Source organism: Nocardioides pinisoli, assembly GCF_024199985.1.
Classification (GTDB): Bacteria; Actinomycetota; Actinomycetes; order Propionibacteriales; family Nocardioidaceae; genus Nocardioides; species Nocardioides pinisoli.
In genome coordinates this window covers 90004-106131 of the sequence record NZ_JANARS010000008.1, presented here as the reverse complement: position 1 = coordinate 106131, position 16128 = coordinate 90004, and the positions used below count along the sequence as shown (strand labels likewise).

The following is a 16128-nucleotide window of genomic DNA, read 5'->3' as shown; positions in this document are numbered from 1 at the left end:
GGCTCAGGGACGCGAACCGGTACCTGTAGAACCGTAGCCCCCGCCGCCCCGGACCGACTCCGGCAGCACCCCCACCTCGACGAAGCGCGCTCGCTCGAATCGCTGGACGACCAGCTGGGCGATCCGGTCACCGCGGCGGAGCGTCACGGACTCGACCGGGTCGTGGTTGATCAGGAGCACCTTGACCTCCCCGCGATAGCCCGCGTCGATCGTGCCCGGGGTGTTGACGATGGACAACCCGTGCCGGGCCGCAAGGCCGGATCGCGGGTGCACCAGCGCCACGTAGCCGTCCGGCAGCGCGATCGAGATGCCGGTGGGCACGAGGGCCCGCTCCCCCGGTGCGAGGTCGATGTCGACCGTGGTGTGCAGGTCGGCACCGGCGTCCCCCGGGTGCGCGTACGACGGCAGCGGCAGGTCGGCGTCGAGCCGGACGACGGCGACGTCCAGGTCGGGCGTCGGGCTGGGGGTCGCGTCAGGGGTCGCGTTGAGGGTCGGGTCGTGGTCGGGCACGGGGAGTGAATCTATAGGCTCTGCGCCGTGGACTACGCCGAACGCCTCACCGTCCCGCTGCGCTGGTGGGTGCAGGGGACGATGTTCGTGGCGTCGCTGTGGCTGGCCGTCCTGGCCGCCACGCCCGAGGTCGTCGCGTGGTCCGTCACGGCGGTGGCGATGGCCCTCCTGGTGGCGTGGTTCCTCGGCTACGGCCGGCCCCGCGTGTCGGTCGACAGCACGACTTTCCGTGCCGGTCGGGCGCACATCCCGCTCGAGCTCGTCGGTCCCGCCACGGCGCTCGACGCCGACGGCGTACGACGCCAGGCGGGTGTCGACGCCGACGCCCGGGCCTACCTCCTCCTGCGCCCCTACCTGAAGCGCGGCGTGCGGGTGGACATCGCCGACCCTGCCGATCCGACGCCGTACTGGCTCGTGAGCTCGCGCCGACCTGACGCCCTCGTCTCAGCCCTGGAGGCGGGGCGGACCCGTCGGACCGCTGGGTAGGGTGCGGGCATGGCTTCTTCCTCCACGGACAGCTCCAGCAAGCTCTACTCGGCGTTCTCCCTCGCTGCGGCCCTCGGCGCGGCCGCCGTGGCCAAGAAGGGCCTCAACACCTCGTGGCGCGCGGCCACCGGCAAGAACCCGCCCGCGAACCCGGCCGACCCTGACGTCAGCATCGGGGAGGCTGTCCTTTGGGCGGCTGTCAGCGGCACGCTCATCGGCGTGGCGCGCATGTTCGCTGCCCGTCGCGCGGCGCACTACTACGCCAAGTCGACCGGCCACCTCCCGCCGCAGCTGAAGAAGGACGGTCAGGACGCCGACAAGGCGCCCGCTGCCCAGTCCTGAGACCAGCGGCACCCACCTCCGACGCCCACCGCGCGCCGGGCTCCCCGGCCACGGGCCGGTCCCGGGGCCAGTGGTCAGCGCGACCTTCCCCGCTCGAGCCCTCGGACCGCCCCGCGGCGCACCCCGGCCCGACCATGGCCAGTGAGTCGCCCAGCGACTCACTGCGACCGGCGCGGCGGTCAACGGCTCGATGGCCCTTGAGTCGCCCAGCGACTCACCGGCCATGGTGCGGCCAGGAGGTCTGTACGGCCGGGCTCCGAGGCCACGAAGCGTCCACAGGCGCAGCCAGGTGCGGCCGGAGCGGCCTCCTGTGGACGGGCGGCTCCTGCTGTCGGCACCTCGCGGTTCGCTCGTCGTACGACAGACGGTCGATCACGGAGGGAAGGCACATGAGCGGGACGACTGCGGGGCGCAGGGCGGGAGGCATCAGCGAGGCAGAGCTCGAGTGGCTGCACATGGGGCCCTTCGACGGGGGTGTGCCGGGGCTCGTCCGGCGGATCAGACGGATCCTCGACGTGTCGCAGCGCGGACTGGCCCAGCTTCTGGGGGTGTCCCAGTCGGCGGTGGCGCGGTGGGAGACCGAGCGCACGAGTCCTCGGGTGAGCGTCCTGCAGCGAATGCTGCGTCTCGCCGGCGTCGCGGTCGCACTGCACGATGAGCAGTCCGGCGAGCGGGTGGAGCCGATGCGGGCCGACGGTGCTCGCGCCCGCAACGGGAATCGCTACCCGGCCCACGTCGATCTCCGGGTGACCGGGTGGTGGGTGCCGCGGGAGTTCCGGGACATGACGACGATCGACTACTTCACCAGTGTCGACCGCTCACGCAGGGCGGGGACGCCGTGCGTGCGCTACCGGACGTGCCCACACCGGAGACGGGTCGAGCGGATGGTCTTCGGCACACCGGTCGACCACCCTGCTGGGCGCCAGCTGAGGGCCGAGGCCGTGCACCTCGACGAGGAGCGGATGGCCAGGAGGAGCCGGACGGTCCCGCCCCGACCCGCCGCGTGATCAGCACCTCCGGCCCCGGACACGCCACAGCGCCCGCCCCTCGCGAGGAGGAACAGGCGCTGTCGTGTTCAGAGCCTCAGATGCAGTCGCGGCAGATGAGCTTCTTCTCGTCGGCCAGCTGCGACCGGTGGTGGACCAGGAAGCAGCTCATGCAGGTGAACTCGTCGTCCTGTCGAGGCATGACCTCGACCGCAAGCTCCTCGTGCGAGAGGTCGGCGCCCGGGAGCTCGAAGGACTCAGCGGCCTCGGTCTCGTCCTCGTCGACCTTGCCGGAGTTCTTGTCGTGACGTCGGGCCTTGAGCTCCTCGATGCTCTCCTCGCTCTGGTCCTCCTCGGACTTGCGTGGTGCGTCGTAGTCGGTGGCCATCGCTTACCTCTCCCCATGCTGTGGGCCCGCCCCGCCGGATCGCGGGGGACGTCCCAGTTGTGCGCGTCGTCGGCGCCAGATTGTGCACCATGAACCGGTTCCGTGGTGAGCCGGTCCGTAACGTGTCGCCTGAACAGTGGGTGACCTCTCGCTATTCCCTCCTCGACCGCCCTGACCAGCCCACCGTCCCAAGGGATGCCAGAGAGATGCCCACGGGAGGCCAGAGGGACGCCTGGAGGACGCCTCAGGCCAGGAAACCGGCCGTGGCGAGCGCGGCGACGAAGTCGTCCCACCCGTCGGCCGGGGCGCCCACCACCACGTTGCGCACCGGGTGCGAGCCCAGGGTGAACGTGCCGTCGAGCAGCTCGAAGCGGCCACCGGCCTCACAGAGCACGAGCCCGCCGGCGGACCAGTCCCACGGCTGCGGCCCGGCCTCGACGTAGCCGTCCCCACTGCCGTCCGCCACGTGGCACAGGTCAAGGGCGCAGGAGCCCATCCGTCGGATGTCGCGCACCTCCGGCAGCAGCGCCGCCACGCAGCCGGCCTGGTGCTCGCGCACCTCGCGCTGGTAGCCGAACCCGGTCAGCACCAGCCGCTCGGCAAGGGGCGGCGAGGGCCGGACCGAGATCGGCCGTCCGTCGCGCGTGGCACCGTGCCCGAGGGCAGCGGCGTACTCCACCCCGGTCGGGATCGTGACCACGGCACCTGCCACGACCTGGCCATCGACCTCGGCGGCCACGGACACGGCGCAGTCGGGCAGGCCGTAGAGGTAGTTCACGGTCCCGTCGATCGGGTCGACGACCCAGCGCACGCCCGACGTGCCGGCGCGGTCGTCGCCCTCCTCCCCCAGCACGGCGTCCTCCGGGCGCTGCGCGGCGATGCGCGAGCGCAGCAGCTCCTCGACCGCACGGTCGGCCTCGGTGACGACGTCGACGGCGCTGGTCTTGGTGTCGGCCACCTCGATCCCGCCGCGCCGCATCTCGCGAGCGAGTCCGGCACCCTCGTGCGCGAGCGAGCGCGCCAGGTCACGCAGCTCCCGGGGGTCGTGGGTCACGAATCGGCCCCGCAGAGGGCCGGGCGCGGGCCCCGCGGGTTGGGGCAGCACCCCACGCCGCAGACGTCCGGACCGGCCGGCATCGAGCCCAGGGCCGGGCGCGCCGGTCCCTCGCCGCGCTCGGCGGCCGCCCGCTCCAGCACGAGGTCGCGCACCATCGCCACGAACCGCGGGTCGGTCCCCGCCGTGGCCGCTCGCACCGCCTGCATGCCGAGACGCTCCGCGGTCTCCATCGCCTCGGTGTCGAGGTCGTAGATGACCTCCATGTGGTCGGACACGAAACCGATCGGGGCGAGGACCACGCCGCTCACCCCGTCGGTGGCCAGCTCCTCGAGGTGGTCGTTGACGTCGGGCTCCAGCCACGGCGTGGACGGGGCCCCGGAGCGGGAGCAGTAGACGAGGTCGTGCCGGTGGGCGCGGCCGGTGACCTCCCGGACCCGGCGGGCGATCTCGTCGGCGGCGCTGCGGTGCTGCTTGACGTAGGCCCCGCGCGGCTGGCCGGCCGGGTCCTCGGAGCCGCTGGTCTCGGCCATCGCGGTCGGGATCGAGTGGGTGACGAACACGAGCCGCGCCCGGTCGCCCCCGTCGGGCAGGGCGGCCAGGGCCTCCAGGCAGGCGTCGACGGCCGGCTCGATGAACCCGGGGTGGTTGTAGTACTGCCGCAGCTTGTCGAGGCGCGGCGCCCCCTCGGTCTGCTCGACGGCGTCCCACAGGTTCTCGCGGTACTGCCGGCACGACGACCAGGAGGAGTACGCCGACGTGGCGAAGACCGCGGCCCGCTGGACGCCGTCAGCGGTCATCTGCGCGAGCGTGTCGGCGAGGTAGGGGTCCCAGTTGCGGTTGCCGAAGTAGACCGGCAGCTCGATGCCCTGGTCGGCGAAGTCCTTCTCGAGCGCGGCGATCAGCGCCCGGTTCTGGTCGTTGATCGGGCTCTTGCCGCCGAAGAGGAAGTAGTGCTCCCCCACCTGCTCGAGGCGCTCTCGCGGGATCCCGCGCCCGCGGGTGACGTTCTCCAGGAACGGCACCACGTCCTCGGGCTTCTCGGGGCCTCCGAAGGAGAGGACCAGGAGGGCGTCGTACGGCTTCACGTCGGGGTGACCCGCAGGATTCATGGTGCCAGCGTAGAGCGGCCTACCATCCGGCCTGTGCTCGACTCCTACCGCCGGGTGCTGGCACGCCGCGGCGCGTTGGCGTTCAGCAGCGCCGCCCTCGTCGCCCGGCTCCCGATCTCGATGGTCGGGCTCGGGATCGTCCTGCTCGTCGAGGAGCGCACCGGCTCCTACGGGCTGGCCGGGACGGTCTCCGCGGTGTTCGTGCTGGCCGAGGCGGCCTTCGCGGTGCTCCACGGCCGGTGGGTGGACCACTTCGGCCAGTCGCGAGTGCTGCCGCTGGCGATCTCGGTGTTCGGCGCCGGGCTCGCGCTGATGATGCTCGCAGTCGAGCAGGACTGGCCGCGGGTCTGGACCTACGTCTTCGCGGCCGTCGCCGGTGCGTCGCTCCCCCAGGTCGGCGCCAGCGTGCGCACCCGCTGGTCGCACCTGCTCGACGAGCCGGCCGAGAAGCAGACCGCGTTCGCGCTGGAGGCGGTGCTCGACGAGGTCGTCTTCGTCGTGGGTCCGGTGCTGGTCACGTTGCTGGCGACGAGCTGGCACCCGGTCGCGGGCCTCACCTGCGCGCTCGTCAGCGGCGTCGTCGGGACCTTCGCCTTCGCGGCGCAGCGGCGCACCGAGCCGCCCGCCGGTCGCAGCGCACCCGCCGGCCCCCGTCCTCCGATGCCGTGGCGGCTCGTCCTGGCCCTCGCGCTCGTCTGCCTGACCCTCGGCGCCCTCTTCGGGGCCGCCGAGGTCACCACGGTCGCCTTCGCCGAGGAGCAGGGCCAGCGCTGGGTGGCAGGCTGGCTCCTGGCGGCGTGGTCGCTCGGCAGCCTCGTCGCCGGGCTGGTGACCGGTGCCGTCGCTTGGCGCAGCGGTCCGGAGGTCCGGCTCCGGTGGGGGTCGGCGGCCATGGCGCTGGCGATGGCACCGCTGATGTTCGTGGACTCCGTGCCGCTGATGGCCGTGGTGCTGCTCGTGGGCGGCCTGGCGATCGCGCCCACGATGATCGGCGCGATGACGATGGTCGAGCAGGGCGTCCCGGCCGGTCGCCTCACCGAGGGCATGGCGATCCTGCACACCGGCATCGTGGCCGGCGTGGCACCCGGCGCGAGCATCGCCGGGTTCGTCGTCGACCACAGCGGCGCGTCGGCGGCGTACGCGGTGGCGCTCGTCGGAGGAGTCCTCGGTGCGCTCGCCGCGCAGCTGGCCCGGCCGGGCCCTAGTCTGCGGGCATGAGCTCCGCCCTCCACGGTCACCTCTGGCGCAACTGGTCCGGGCTGGAGGAGGCGGTGCCGCGCCACGTCGAGACGCCCGCGTCCGTCGAGGCGGTCGTGGACGTCGTACGACGGGCGCGCGAGGCCGGCACGACGGTCAAGATGACCGGCACCGGGCACAGCTTCACCGCGATCGCGGCTCCCGAGCACACGCTGCTGCGCCCCGAGGGGCTGAGCGGGATCCTCGACGTCGACCGCGAGGCGATGACGGTCACCGCCCGCGCGGGCACGCCGCTGAAGGACCTCAACCTCGCGCTCGAGCGCCTCGGCCTGTCCCTGCACAACATGGGCGACATCGCCGAGCAGACGATCGCGGGCGCGACGTCGACCGGCACGCACGGGACCGGTGGCGTCGCCGCCGGCCTGGCCGCGCAGCTCGCCGGGATCGAGATGGTCACCGGGACCGGCGAGGTGCTCCGGGCCTCCGTGACCGAGAACCCCGACGTCTTCGACCTCGCGCGGGTCGGCCTCGGCGCCCTGGGGGTCCTCACCAGCCTCACCTTCCACGTGGAGCCGCTCTTCGTCCTCGAGGCCCACGAGCAGCCGATGACGTGGGACCGCGGGCTCGCGTCCTACGACGAGATGGCCGCCGCCGCGCACCACCTCGACCTCTACTGGTTCCCCCACACCGACCGCCTCATGGTCAAGCAGAACGTCCGCACCGACCTCGAGCCCGGCGAGCAGGAGCCCCCGTCGCGCGTGGCGGCGTGGTGGGAGGACGAGGCGCTGTCCAACGCGGTCTTCGGTGCCCTGTGCCGCGTCGGGTCGCGGGTCCCCCCGCTGGTGCCGCGCATCAACCGCGTCGCCGGCCGGGCACAGTCCGAGCGCCGTTACAGCGACCTGGCCCACCGGGTGTTCGTGACCCCGCGTCGGGTGCGGTTCCGCGAGATGGAGTACGCCGTCCCGCGCGAGGTCGGGCTCAACGTGCTGCGCGAGTGCCGCCGGGTCATCGACGCGAGCGACTGGCGCATCGCCTTCCCGGTCGAGGTGCGCACCGCCCGCGCCGACGACGTCGCCCTGTCGACCGCCCACGGCCGCGACAGCCTCTACCTCGCCTTCCACGTGCCGGCCGACACCGATCACACGGCCTACTTCGGCGGGCTCGAGCCGATCCTGCGCGAGGCGGGCGGGCGCCCGCACTGGGGCAAGGTGCACACCTGCACGGCCGCGGACCTGGCGCCGGCGTACGACCGGTTCACCGACTTCCTCGCCCTGCGCGACCGGCTCGACCCCGACCGGGTCTTCGCCAACGCCCACCTGCGGCGGATCCTGGGCGACTAGGGTCGCAGGCCGGGCGCGCGGCGCTCAGACGTTGGCCGGGCCCTTGGGCAGCGGGGCCCGCCAGCCGCGCACCAGCGCGAGCAGCCGCCACCCCAGGCAGGTGGCGAAGCCGCCCGTCGCGACGACCGCGAACGGCAGGTCCGCGCGGTCGAGGAGGACAGCGACCAGGGCGCCGGCGAGCGCCGGGGTGGCGTAGAGCACGCCCTCGAAGATGACCGGCACGCTGCCGGCCAGCACGTCGCGGATCATCCCGCCGCCGATGCCGGTCACCATCCCGAGCAGGGCTGCCGGGAGCGGACCCAGCCCGTACTCCACCGCCTTCAGCGCGCCGGTGACGCAGAACAGCGCCAGGCCGAAGGCGTCGAAGAGGGTCACCACCCGCTCGAGACGCCCGACCGCGCCGTGGAAGGCGAAGGTGAGCAACCCGGCCACGACGGGGACGAGCAGGTAGCGCCAGTCGGCCAGCGCGGCCGGGGGCGTCGCCCCGATGAGCACGTCGCGGATCATCCCGCCGCCGAGGCCGGTGACCCCGCCGAGGACGAGGGCGGCGAAGAGGTCGAGGTTCCTGCGGACCGCGACCAGCGCGCCGGCGACCGCGAAGAAGAAGATGCCCGTCAGGTCGAGCACGACCAGCGGCGTCGCGAACTCCGGCTCAGGCACACCGGAAGCCTAGGGCGCGCCGCGGGCGCAACCGTGCCGGGGCACCGTGCTGGCGTAGGCTCGAGCGACACGGATGCCCCGTGCACCGCCGACCCACCCGACCACCAGCCAGGCAGGAGTCCGCCGTCGATGGCCAAGCTGACGTTCACCGGACGCAGCAAGGACGGCAAGCGCCTGCTGCTGGTGGACGAGTCAGGCCAGGAGCACACCCTGGCCATCGACCCCCGGCTCCGTCGCGCGGTCAGCGGCGCGCCCGACAGCACCGGCCCCGACACGTCTGGCCAGTTGGAGATCCCGATGGAATCAACCCTCCGCCCCCGCGACATCCAGATGCGCATCCGCGCCGGTGAGTCACCCGAGGCGGTGGCGCACGCGGCCGGCACGTCGGTCGAGAAGATCATGCCGTTCGCGGCGCCCGTGATGGCCGAGCGCGCCCACGTCGCCGAGCGCGCCCAGCTCGCCTCCGTACGACGCCGCGCGTCCGAGTCCGGCGCCCGCACCCTCGGCGAGGCCGTCAGCGCCCACCTGCGTGCCCACGACGTCGACCCGGCCAGCGTCGAGTGGGACGCCTGGCGGCGCGAGGACGGCCGGTGGACGCTGACGGCGCTCTACGACATCGCGGGGCGCATCGGCACCGCGACGTTCTCCCACGACCCGCGCGGCAGCTTCGTGACGCTCGACGACGACGACGCCCACTGGCTGGTCGGTGACACCGCCCCGGAGGCCGCGACCGCCACACCGACGTCCGACGACCTCGCGGCCGCGCGCCAGCGCCGGCTCAGCGCGGTCGGCGACGAGCTGCCCCTCGGCGACGACGCGATCGAGATGGTCACCGGGGAGGAGTCGTCCGCGACCCCCGAGGAGACCACCATGGAGCTGTCCGAGACGGGTCTGGGCGCGGAGCAGCCGATGGAGGCCTACCTCGACGAGCAGCGTGACGAGCAGCGCGACGGCGAGGCCCCCTCGGAGCCGGTCGAGCCCCGCCGCGACCCCGCCGCGGAGGCGCCTGCCGAGCCGAAGCCCAAGCCCGCGAAGAAGCGCGGCCGCGCGTCGGTGCCGAGCTGGGACGAGATCATGTTCGGCGGGGGCAAGGGCGACTGAGGGTTGCGACTCGTCCAGCTCAACGTCCACCCGCTCAAGTCAGGCGCCATCCGGCCGGTCACGTCCTCGACCGTGCTGCCGCGCGGCCTGGCGGACGACCGGTCCTGGATGCTCGTCGACGGCGACGCCGGCCTCGTCTCGGCGCGCGAGGTGCCCGGCCTCTTCCACGTGGTCGCCGACACCCCCGCGACCGACCCGTCCGTGGGGGCCGCGCTCCGGCTCCGCGCCCCCGGCCACCCCGACCTGCTCGTCGACGTCCCGCAGTCCGCGCCGGTCGCCGTACGCCTCTTCTCCCTGCACCTGCACGCGCGCCCGGCGGGCCCGGACGCCGACGCGTGGCTGCGACGCGTCCTGGGACGTGACGACCTCCGGCTGGTCTGGTGCCACGCGCCGGAGCAGCGGACCCTCCAGCCGGGGTTCTCGCAGCCCGGCGACCACGCCGCCTTCCCCGACTCGTTCCCGGTGACGATCGCCTCGCTCGCCTCGATGCGTCAGCTCAACGACTGGATGGTCGAGCGCGCCCTCGAGCTCGGCGAGGACCCGCCCGGCCCGCTGCCGATCGAGCGCTTCCGGGCCAACCTCGTCGTCGACGGCGACGCGCCGTTCGCCGAGGACGGGTGGAGCCGGGTCGTGGTGGGCGAGGTCCCCTTCCGGATCGGCAAGCCGGTCGGCCGGTGCGTGATGGCGACCCTCGACCCGCTCACGCTGACGACGGCGACGGAGCCGACGCGCACCCTCGCGCGGCACCGGCGCTTCGACGGCGGCAAGGTGTTCTTCGCCGTGCACCTGGTCCCGGAGACGACGGGACGGATCAGCGTCGGCGACGAGGTCCGGGCCCTCTGATCACCCGGTCGCGACGGGACGCCGCGGGTCGGTGATCCACCCGCTCCAGCTGCCCGGGTAGAGCGCGGCGCGGATGCCGGCGACCTCCATCGCGAGCAGGTCGTGCGCGGCGGTCACGCCGGAGCCGCAGTAGGCGGCCACGGACCCCGCCGCGTCCGCTCCCACGCCGGCGTACACCTCGCGCAGGCGCTCCGGCGCCAGGAAGCGCCCCCGATCGTCGAGGTTGGCGGTCGTCGGGACGTTGACGGCGCCGGGGATCCGGCCGGCGACCGGGTCGACCGGCTCCGTCTCGCCGCGGAACCGCTCGGGCGCCCGTGCGTCGATCAGCACCTCGACGTCCAGGACCTCGTCCGGTCCCACGGCGGGAGCCGCGTCGCTCGCCGACAGCGTGAAGTCGCCCGGCTCGGCCTCGACCGGTCCGGACTCGGTCGGGAGCCCGGCCTCCAGCCAGGCGGTCCACCCGCCGTCGAGGACACGGACGTCGCGGTGGCCGTGGTGCCGCAGCAGCCACCACGCCCGCGCGGCCGCCCGCCCCTGCCAGTCGTCGTAGACCACCACGGGGCGGTCGTCGCACACGCCGGCGCGTCGCATCGCTGCCTCGAACCGTGCCGGGTCGGGCAGGGGGTGCCGGCCACCGGCGCCCGGCGGGTCCGCGAGGTCCTCGTCCATGTCGACGTACGCCGCTCCCGGGACGTGGCCGGTCGCGTGCTGCTCGCGACCGGGCGGCCCGCCCATGAGGTAGCGCACGTCGAGGACGGTGACGCCGCCGAGGTCGGCGGCGAGCTCCTCGGGGCTGGTCAGCGGTCCGCGGGAGGGCGTACGGCGGAAGTCGTCGTCCATGCCCGGCACGGTAGCCGCCGGACCGGGCGTGGGCTGTGACAGGATTCGCGAGACATGGCTGAACTGCACTTCTTCACGGGCACGATGGACTCCGGCAAGTCGACGCTGGCGCTCCAGACCAACCACAACCACGCCGCCCGCGGACGCGTCGGCCGGATCTTCACGACGCACGACCGGTCGGGGCAGGCGGTGCTGTCCAGCCGCCTGGGCCTCACCCACGAGGCGCTCGAGGTCGACGCGGGCTTCGACTTCTGGGCCTACGTGGTCGACACCCTCACCCGGGGCGGGCGGATCGACTACCTCATCTGCGACGAGGCCCAGTTCTACGCAGCCGAGCAGATCGATCAGCTGGCCAAGGTCGTCGACGAGCTGCAGATCGACGTCTTCGCCTTCGGCATCCTCACCGACTTCCGCTCGCAGCTGTTCCCCGGCAGCGCCCGGCTGGTCGAGCTCGCCGACCGGATGAACGTGCTCCAGGTCGAGGCGCTGTGCTGGTGCGGCAAGCGCGCCACCCACAACGCCCGCACCGAGAACGGCGCGATGGTCACCGACGGCGAGGTGATCGTCGTCGGGGACGTCGACCTGGCCGACGAGCCGCCCGCCGAGGTCGCCTACGAGGTGCTGTGCCGCCAGCACCACCGCCGCCGCCTCACCGCGGCGCGCGCGAAGGCGGTCAGCCTCGCCCCCGAGCCGCTGCCCTTCGGCTGACGCCTGCGGGGGCCGGCTCGTCAGCCGACGAGGATCGGGATCAGCATCTCGGTCGAGGTGAGCGAGCCGTGGAGCCCGACCAGGGTGTCCTCGTAGGCGAAGTCACGGCTGGACATGACGGCGGTGTCGCCGTGGCAGGCGACCATGACGTCGCCCAGGCGGGGCCGTACGCCCGGCGCCACCGTCCCGAACCAGCCGCGGGCGGTCGCGTCCTCCCGCGTCAGCACGGTGGCACGCTCCCCCAGCACGTCGCGCCAGGTGGCCACGACGTCGGGCACGGCGCCCGCGGCGCAGTAGAGGTGGCGGAACCGGGCCTCGCCGCCGAGCAGCGCGACCCCGTCACGCATGCCGTCGACCTCGTCGACGTCGACGCGGGCCTCGCGCGGGCTGTCGACCATCCCGTGGTCGGCGACGACGAGCAGCCGGGTCGAGGACGGCAGCGCCTCGCGCAGCTGCTCCGCCTCGGCGTCGACCATCGCCAGCTGCTGGAGCCACTGGGTCGAGGCCACGCCGAACTTGTGCCCGGTCCAGTCGAGGTCGGAGTCGTAGACATAGGTCAGCGAGGGCTGGTCGGCCGACGCCGCGACGGTCGCGGCGATCCGCTCGCCGACGCGGTCGGCGCCGACGTAGGTCGCGCCCCGCTGGGAGGCGACCGTGAGGCCCGACCCGTCGAAGTCACGCTTGTTGACCGAGGTGACGTTGACGCCGGCGTGGGCGAGCCGCCCGAGCGCCGTCGGGTGCGGCTGCCACTCGAGCGGGTCGACGTCCTTGTCCCACCAGAGGTGGTTGAGCAGCCGGTCGGTGCCGGGGATGCGGGCGGTGAAGCCGACGAGGCCGTGCGCGCCCGGCACGAGCCCGGTGCCGAGCGAGGTGAGCGAGGTGGCCGTGGTCGACGGCACGCCGGCCGTCCCAGTGGCGCCGCCGGCGACCAGGGACGACAGGTAGGGCGCCGCATGGGAGTAGCGGGTGAGCAGCTCGGCACCCATCCCGTCGACGAGGAAGACGACGTACGACGGCGCCGGGGGCAGCTCGAACCCGACCGGGTGGCCGTCGAGCTCCACGCCCAGCGCCCGGGCCACCGACGGGACCACGTCGGCCAGCGAGCGGTCGCCGTAGGCCGGTGGCGTGAGGGTCATCCGCGGGTGCGGGCGGACAGCGCTTCGGCGAACCCGAGCAGCCCGGCCACGGCGTCGGAGCCCTCGGCCGCCGCGGAGACCCGCAGCGTGTAGTCGTCGCTGGCCAGGGTACCGGTGTAGCCGTGGTCGGCGTCGCACTCGGGGTCCGAGCAGGCCGCCGGCTCGAGGTCGAGCCGACCCACGCCGCCCCAACCGATCGTCAGCACGGCCTCGGCGGGCGGCGCGACGCCCTTCGTGGGGTTGGCCACCATCCGGGTCACGACCACGGTCCGGATGGACGTAAGGGTGACGGCCTCGGTGGTGGTCGAGGTGTAGGGCTCGGGCAGCAGGTCGTCGCCGGGGTGCTCGTCGGTGTGCGCGATGACGAGCCGGGTGGGCGTCAGCAGCAGCGCCGTGAGGTGCCGGCGTACCTCCTCGTGGTCGAACGTCGTCTCGTGGTGGACGAAGTAGGACACGACCTCCTCGCCGCCGGCCGCGGAGAACACGCCGTCGGCGACGACCTCGGGGTAGTAGCCGGTGCGGTGGATCGCCTTGCGGAGGTCGTGGGAGACGTCCGCGTCACGGGTGGAGCGGGGCATGGTGGCAGTGTGTCACGCCTCCGCCGTCCGGTCCTCAGTCAGGCAGGGTGTCACCGGGCATCGTGCTCAGCCGGCGGACGAACCAGTCGGACCGGGGGTCCTTGACCGGCTCGACCCGCACGTTGGCGCCGAGCACGGTGGCGCTCTCCACGCCGGCCAGCACGAGCGGCAGCTGCAGGGCCCGCACCTGCGGGAGGTCGTGCTGGAGCTGCGCCACCTGGCGCACCAGCCGCTCGATCTCCGCGACGTCGACGATCTCGCTGCCGCGGTATCCGAAGAGAAGCGGCGAGGCCTTGATCTCGCGCACCATGTCCTGGGCGTCGTGGTCGGCGAGGGGCGGGATCCGGTAGGACCGGTCCCCCAGCAGCTCGGTAAGCGGACCGCCGATCCCGAACGACAGGACCGGGCCGAAGAGCGGGTCCTCCATCGTCGCGATCGTGACCGGCACGCCCGGGGGCGCGTTGCGCTGCACGACGAAGCCGGCGTTGTCGGGGTCAGTGATGAGGCTGGTCAGCGAGCGCCAGGCCTGCGCCATCTCCGCCGGGGTGTCGATGTTGCGCCACACGTGGGCGAGGTCGGGGCGGTCGCGCAGGTGGTCGGCCGTCGCCTTGAGCACGACGTCCCAGCCCAGCGCCTCACCCGCGGTGGTGGCCTCGTCGAGGGTGGCGACGGCGTAGGTGTCCCACAGGTCGATCCCGTAGGCGGTGAGCAGGCGGTACTGCTCGTCGAAGTCGAGGTCGCGGCCCTCGGGGTGCCGCATGAGGACCTCGTTGACGAGGTGACGGGCCGCGTCGAGGTCGTTGGAGCCCGGCTCGACGGGCGGCACGTTGGGCACGCGCAGCCACACGGCGTACTCGACGACGTGCGCGAGCGCGCGCACGGCCGCCTCGACGGCCGGGTAGGACGGCACCGACCCGCGGCCGGCGCTCGAGCCGGCGACGTCGGGCACGCGCAGCAGCTCCGGCACGCCCTCGGTGCCGAGGAAGGTCGACACGATCGGCTTGTCGGACTGCTCGCCGACGGCCGCGAGCACGTTGGCGACGTCCTCCCGGGCGCCGGCGACGTTGAGGGGCGGGATGAAGATCGCGGCGACGGCGTCGACCTCGGGGTCGTCGATCGCGGCGTCGAGGGCGTCCTCGAAGTCCTCCGCGGTCGCGTCGGCGCCGAGGGCCTCCTGCCGGTTGACGACGAGACCGACGGAGTTGGCAGCGTCGGCGGCGAGCAGGCCCAGCGCGTCGGAGTTGCCGACGATCGCGACCCGGCGCCCGCGCGGCAGCGGCTGGTGGGCGAGCAGCTGGGCGACGTCGAACATCTCCTCCAGCGACTCGACCTGGATGATCCCGGCCTGGCGGAACATCGCGTCGACGGCCTCGCCCGGCGCCCCGATCTTGCGCACCGCGTGCCCCATCGGGACGCCCTGGGAGCTGCGGCCCGACCGCACGGCGACGATCGGCTTGCGGCGGCTGACCCGTCGCGCGATGCGGGAGAACTTGCGCGGGTTGCCGATCGACTCGAGGTAGAGGAGCACGACCTCGGTGGCGTCGTCCTCCTCCCAGTACTGGAGGAGGTCGTTGCCGGACACGTCGGCGCGGTTGCCGGCGCTGACGAAGGTGGTCAGGCCCAGGCCACGGTTCTGGACCTTCTCCAGGATCGCCGAGCCGAGCGCGCCGGACTGGCAGAAGAAGCCGGCCCGGCCGCGGGGCGGCATCACCGAGGAGAGCGAGGCGTTGAGCTGGACGTCGGGGTCGGTGTTGATGATGCCGAGGGCGTTGGGGCCGATCAGCCGCAGGCCGTAGGAGCGGGACAGGCCGACCAGGCGGCGCTGCCGCATCCGGCCCTCCTCGCCGGTCTCGGCGAACCCGGACGAGATCACGACCAGGCCGTGCACGCCCTTGGCGGCGCAGTCGAGCACGACGTCCTGCACCGACTCGGCGGGCACGGCGACGATCGCCACGTCCACGTCGCCCGGGATGTCGCCCACCGACTTCCACGCCGGCATGCCGGACACCGAGTCGGCGCTGGGGTTGACCACGTGGATGCGGCCGGTGAAGTTGCCCAGGACCAGGTGGCGCACCAGCGCGCGCCCGATCGTGTCCTGGCGGCGGCTCGCGCCGATGATCGCCACCGACTTCGGGGAGAAGAAGCGCTCGATGGAGGCGTACTCGGCGCGGTGCTCGCGCTGCTCCATGACGCCGAGCGCGGTGTCGGTCGGGTCGATCCGGAACACCAGCTCCATCACGCCGTCCTCGAACGCGCTCCGCACCTGGTAGCCGGCGTCCTTGAACGTGTGGATCATCGCCTGGTTGTCGGGCAGGACCTCGGCGACGAACTCCTGGATCCCCCGCTCGCGCCCGGCCTGGGCGAGGTGCTCCAGCAGCAGCTGGCCGATGCCGCGGCCCTGGTGGGCGTCCTCGACGAGGAACGCGACCTCGGCGTAGCCGGGCCGGATGGTGTCGTAGCGGCCGACCGCGATCATCTGCCCGGCCACGAGCAGGATCATCGCGACCCGGTCACGGTGGTCGACCTTGGTGAACCGGTCCAGGTCACGCTCGGACAGCTCCGGCATGGGCGAGAAGAAGCGGTAGTACTTCGACTGGTCGGACACCCGGCTGTAGAACTCGACCAGCAGGTCCCGGTCGTCGGGCTGGATCGGCCGGATGTGGGCCGTGCGCCCGTCGCGCAGCAGGACGTCCGCCTCCCAGTGCCGGGGCGGACGCGTCGTACGCACCTCGTCTGCAGCGGCGTCCGTCTCGGTCACGCCTGCAATCTATCCGCCCCGCCGCCAGGAGGCGTGTCCGGCGCCCACACCCCTGTCCGGCCGGCGTCGAGACCCCCATCCTCCGCCCC

At 73.4% G+C, this 16128-nt stretch carries 17 protein-coding genes; 8 read left to right on the top strand and 9 right to left on the bottom strand.

The features are described 5' to 3' along the window. Positions 1 to 3: 3 nt before the first annotated feature. The gene (gene dut / locus NCI01_RS17610; RefSeq protein ID WP_302182253.1) at positions 4 to 447 is read right to left on the bottom strand and encodes a dUTP diphosphatase; all 444 of its coding nucleotides are present in this window, start codon (positions 445 to 447) and stop codon (positions 4 to 6) included. Positions 448 to 537: 90 nt separating this feature from the next. On the opposite strand from dut, the gene NCI01_RS17605 reads away from it, so the two are divergent. From NCI01_RS17605 to NCI01_RS17595, 3 genes are all read left to right on the top strand, one after another. Then, on the top strand, positions 538 to 996 hold the full coding sequence (locus NCI01_RS17605) for a DUF3093 domain-containing protein (RefSeq protein ID WP_254182794.1): 459 nt from the start codon (positions 538 to 540) through the stop codon (positions 994 to 996). Between the two features lie 9 nt (positions 997 to 1005). Continuing rightward, the gene (locus NCI01_RS17600) at positions 1006 to 1338 is read left to right on the top strand and encodes a DUF4235 domain-containing protein (RefSeq protein WP_254182793.1); all 333 of its coding nucleotides are present in this window, start codon (positions 1006 to 1008) and stop codon (positions 1336 to 1338) included. Positions 1339 to 1727: 389 nt separating this feature from the next. Next, entirely contained in the window at positions 1728 to 2345 is a 618-nt protein-coding gene (locus tag NCI01_RS17595) for a helix-turn-helix domain-containing protein (protein ID WP_254182792.1), read from the top strand. A 76-nt stretch (positions 2346 to 2421) separates the two neighbouring features. On the opposite strand, the gene NCI01_RS17590 is transcribed toward NCI01_RS17595, so the two are convergent. From NCI01_RS17590 to NCI01_RS17580, 3 genes are all read right to left on the bottom strand, one after another. Beyond that, the gene (locus NCI01_RS17590) at positions 2422 to 2712 is read right to left on the bottom strand and encodes a DUF4193 domain-containing protein (RefSeq protein ID WP_056600397.1); all 291 of its coding nucleotides are present in this window, start codon (positions 2710 to 2712) and stop codon (positions 2422 to 2424) included. Between the two features lie 244 nt (positions 2713 to 2956). After that, on the bottom strand, positions 2957 to 3766 hold the full coding sequence (locus NCI01_RS17585; protein ID WP_254182791.1) for an inositol monophosphatase family protein: 810 nt from the start codon (positions 3764 to 3766) through the stop codon (positions 2957 to 2959). Further along, on the bottom strand, positions 3763 to 4878 hold the full coding sequence (locus NCI01_RS17580) for a ferrochelatase (protein WP_254182790.1): 1116 nt from the start codon (positions 4876 to 4878) through the stop codon (positions 3763 to 3765). Before NCI01_RS17580 ends, NCI01_RS17585 begins: the two co-directional genes overlap by 4 nt. A gap of 33 nt (positions 4879 to 4911) precedes the next feature. Between NCI01_RS17580 and NCI01_RS17575 the strand changes: the two genes are divergently transcribed. Beyond that, positions 4912 to 6096: an MFS transporter gene (locus NCI01_RS17575; protein ID WP_254182789.1), complete on the top strand. Its 1185-nt coding sequence runs from the start codon at positions 4912 to 4914 to the stop codon at positions 6094 to 6096. Further along, positions 6093 to 7415 carry a D-arabinono-1,4-lactone oxidase gene (locus NCI01_RS17570; RefSeq protein WP_254182788.1) on the top strand — a complete coding sequence of 441 codons (1323 nt, stop codon included), beginning with the start codon at positions 6093 to 6095 and terminating at the stop codon, positions 7413 to 7415. The genes NCI01_RS17575 and NCI01_RS17570 overlap by 4 nt, the downstream gene beginning before the upstream one ends. Positions 7416 to 7439: 24 nt before the next feature. Here NCI01_RS17570 and NCI01_RS17565 read toward each other — a convergent pair whose 3' ends face one another. Next, positions 7440 to 8075: a trimeric intracellular cation channel family protein gene (locus NCI01_RS17565; RefSeq protein ID WP_254182787.1), complete on the bottom strand. Its 636-nt coding sequence runs from the start codon at positions 8073 to 8075 to the stop codon at positions 7440 to 7442. 129 nt (positions 8076 to 8204) lie between these two features. Between NCI01_RS17565 and sepH the strand changes: the two genes are divergently transcribed. After that, the gene (gene sepH, locus NCI01_RS17560; RefSeq protein WP_254182786.1) at positions 8205 to 9176 is read left to right on the top strand and encodes a septation protein SepH; all 972 of its coding nucleotides are present in this window, start codon (positions 8205 to 8207) and stop codon (positions 9174 to 9176) included. A 3-nt stretch (positions 9177 to 9179) separates the two neighbouring features. Next, on the top strand, positions 9180 to 10019 hold the full coding sequence (locus NCI01_RS17555; protein WP_254182785.1) for an MOSC domain-containing protein: 840 nt from the start codon (positions 9180 to 9182) through the stop codon (positions 10017 to 10019). On the opposite strand, the gene NCI01_RS17550 is transcribed toward NCI01_RS17555, so the two are convergent. Continuing rightward, positions 10020 to 10859 carry a sulfurtransferase gene (locus NCI01_RS17550; RefSeq protein WP_254182784.1) on the bottom strand — a complete coding sequence of 280 codons (840 nt, stop codon included), beginning with the start codon at positions 10857 to 10859 and terminating at the stop codon, positions 10020 to 10022. 54 nt (positions 10860 to 10913) lie between these two features. Here NCI01_RS17550 and NCI01_RS17545 point away from each other — a divergent pair, with 54 nt between their 5' ends. After that, positions 10914 to 11567: a thymidine kinase gene (locus tag NCI01_RS17545; protein ID WP_254182783.1), complete on the top strand. Its 654-nt coding sequence runs from the start codon at positions 10914 to 10916 to the stop codon at positions 11565 to 11567. Between the two features lie 20 nt (positions 11568 to 11587). On the opposite strand, the gene NCI01_RS17540 is transcribed toward NCI01_RS17545, so the two are convergent. From NCI01_RS17540 to NCI01_RS17530, 3 genes are read right to left on the bottom strand one after another with little or no spacing between them, the layout of a single operon-like run. Further along, positions 11588 to 12703, bottom strand: coding sequence for an alkaline phosphatase family protein (locus NCI01_RS17540; RefSeq protein WP_254182782.1), 1116 nt, complete (start codon positions 12701 to 12703; stop codon positions 11588 to 11590). Continuing rightward, positions 12700 to 13281, bottom strand: a complete 582-nt coding sequence (locus NCI01_RS17535) for a DUF5998 family protein (protein WP_254182781.1) — start codon at positions 13279 to 13281, stop codon at positions 12700 to 12702. Before NCI01_RS17535 ends, NCI01_RS17540 begins: the two co-directional genes overlap by 4 nt. A 34-nt stretch (positions 13282 to 13315) precedes the next feature. Beyond that, positions 13316 to 16039 (bottom strand): bifunctional acetate--CoA ligase family protein/GNAT family N-acetyltransferase, encoded by a 2724-nt coding sequence (locus NCI01_RS17530; RefSeq protein WP_254182780.1) that lies wholly within the window; start codon positions 16037 to 16039, stop codon positions 13316 to 13318. Positions 16040 to 16128 lie beyond the last annotated feature (89 nt).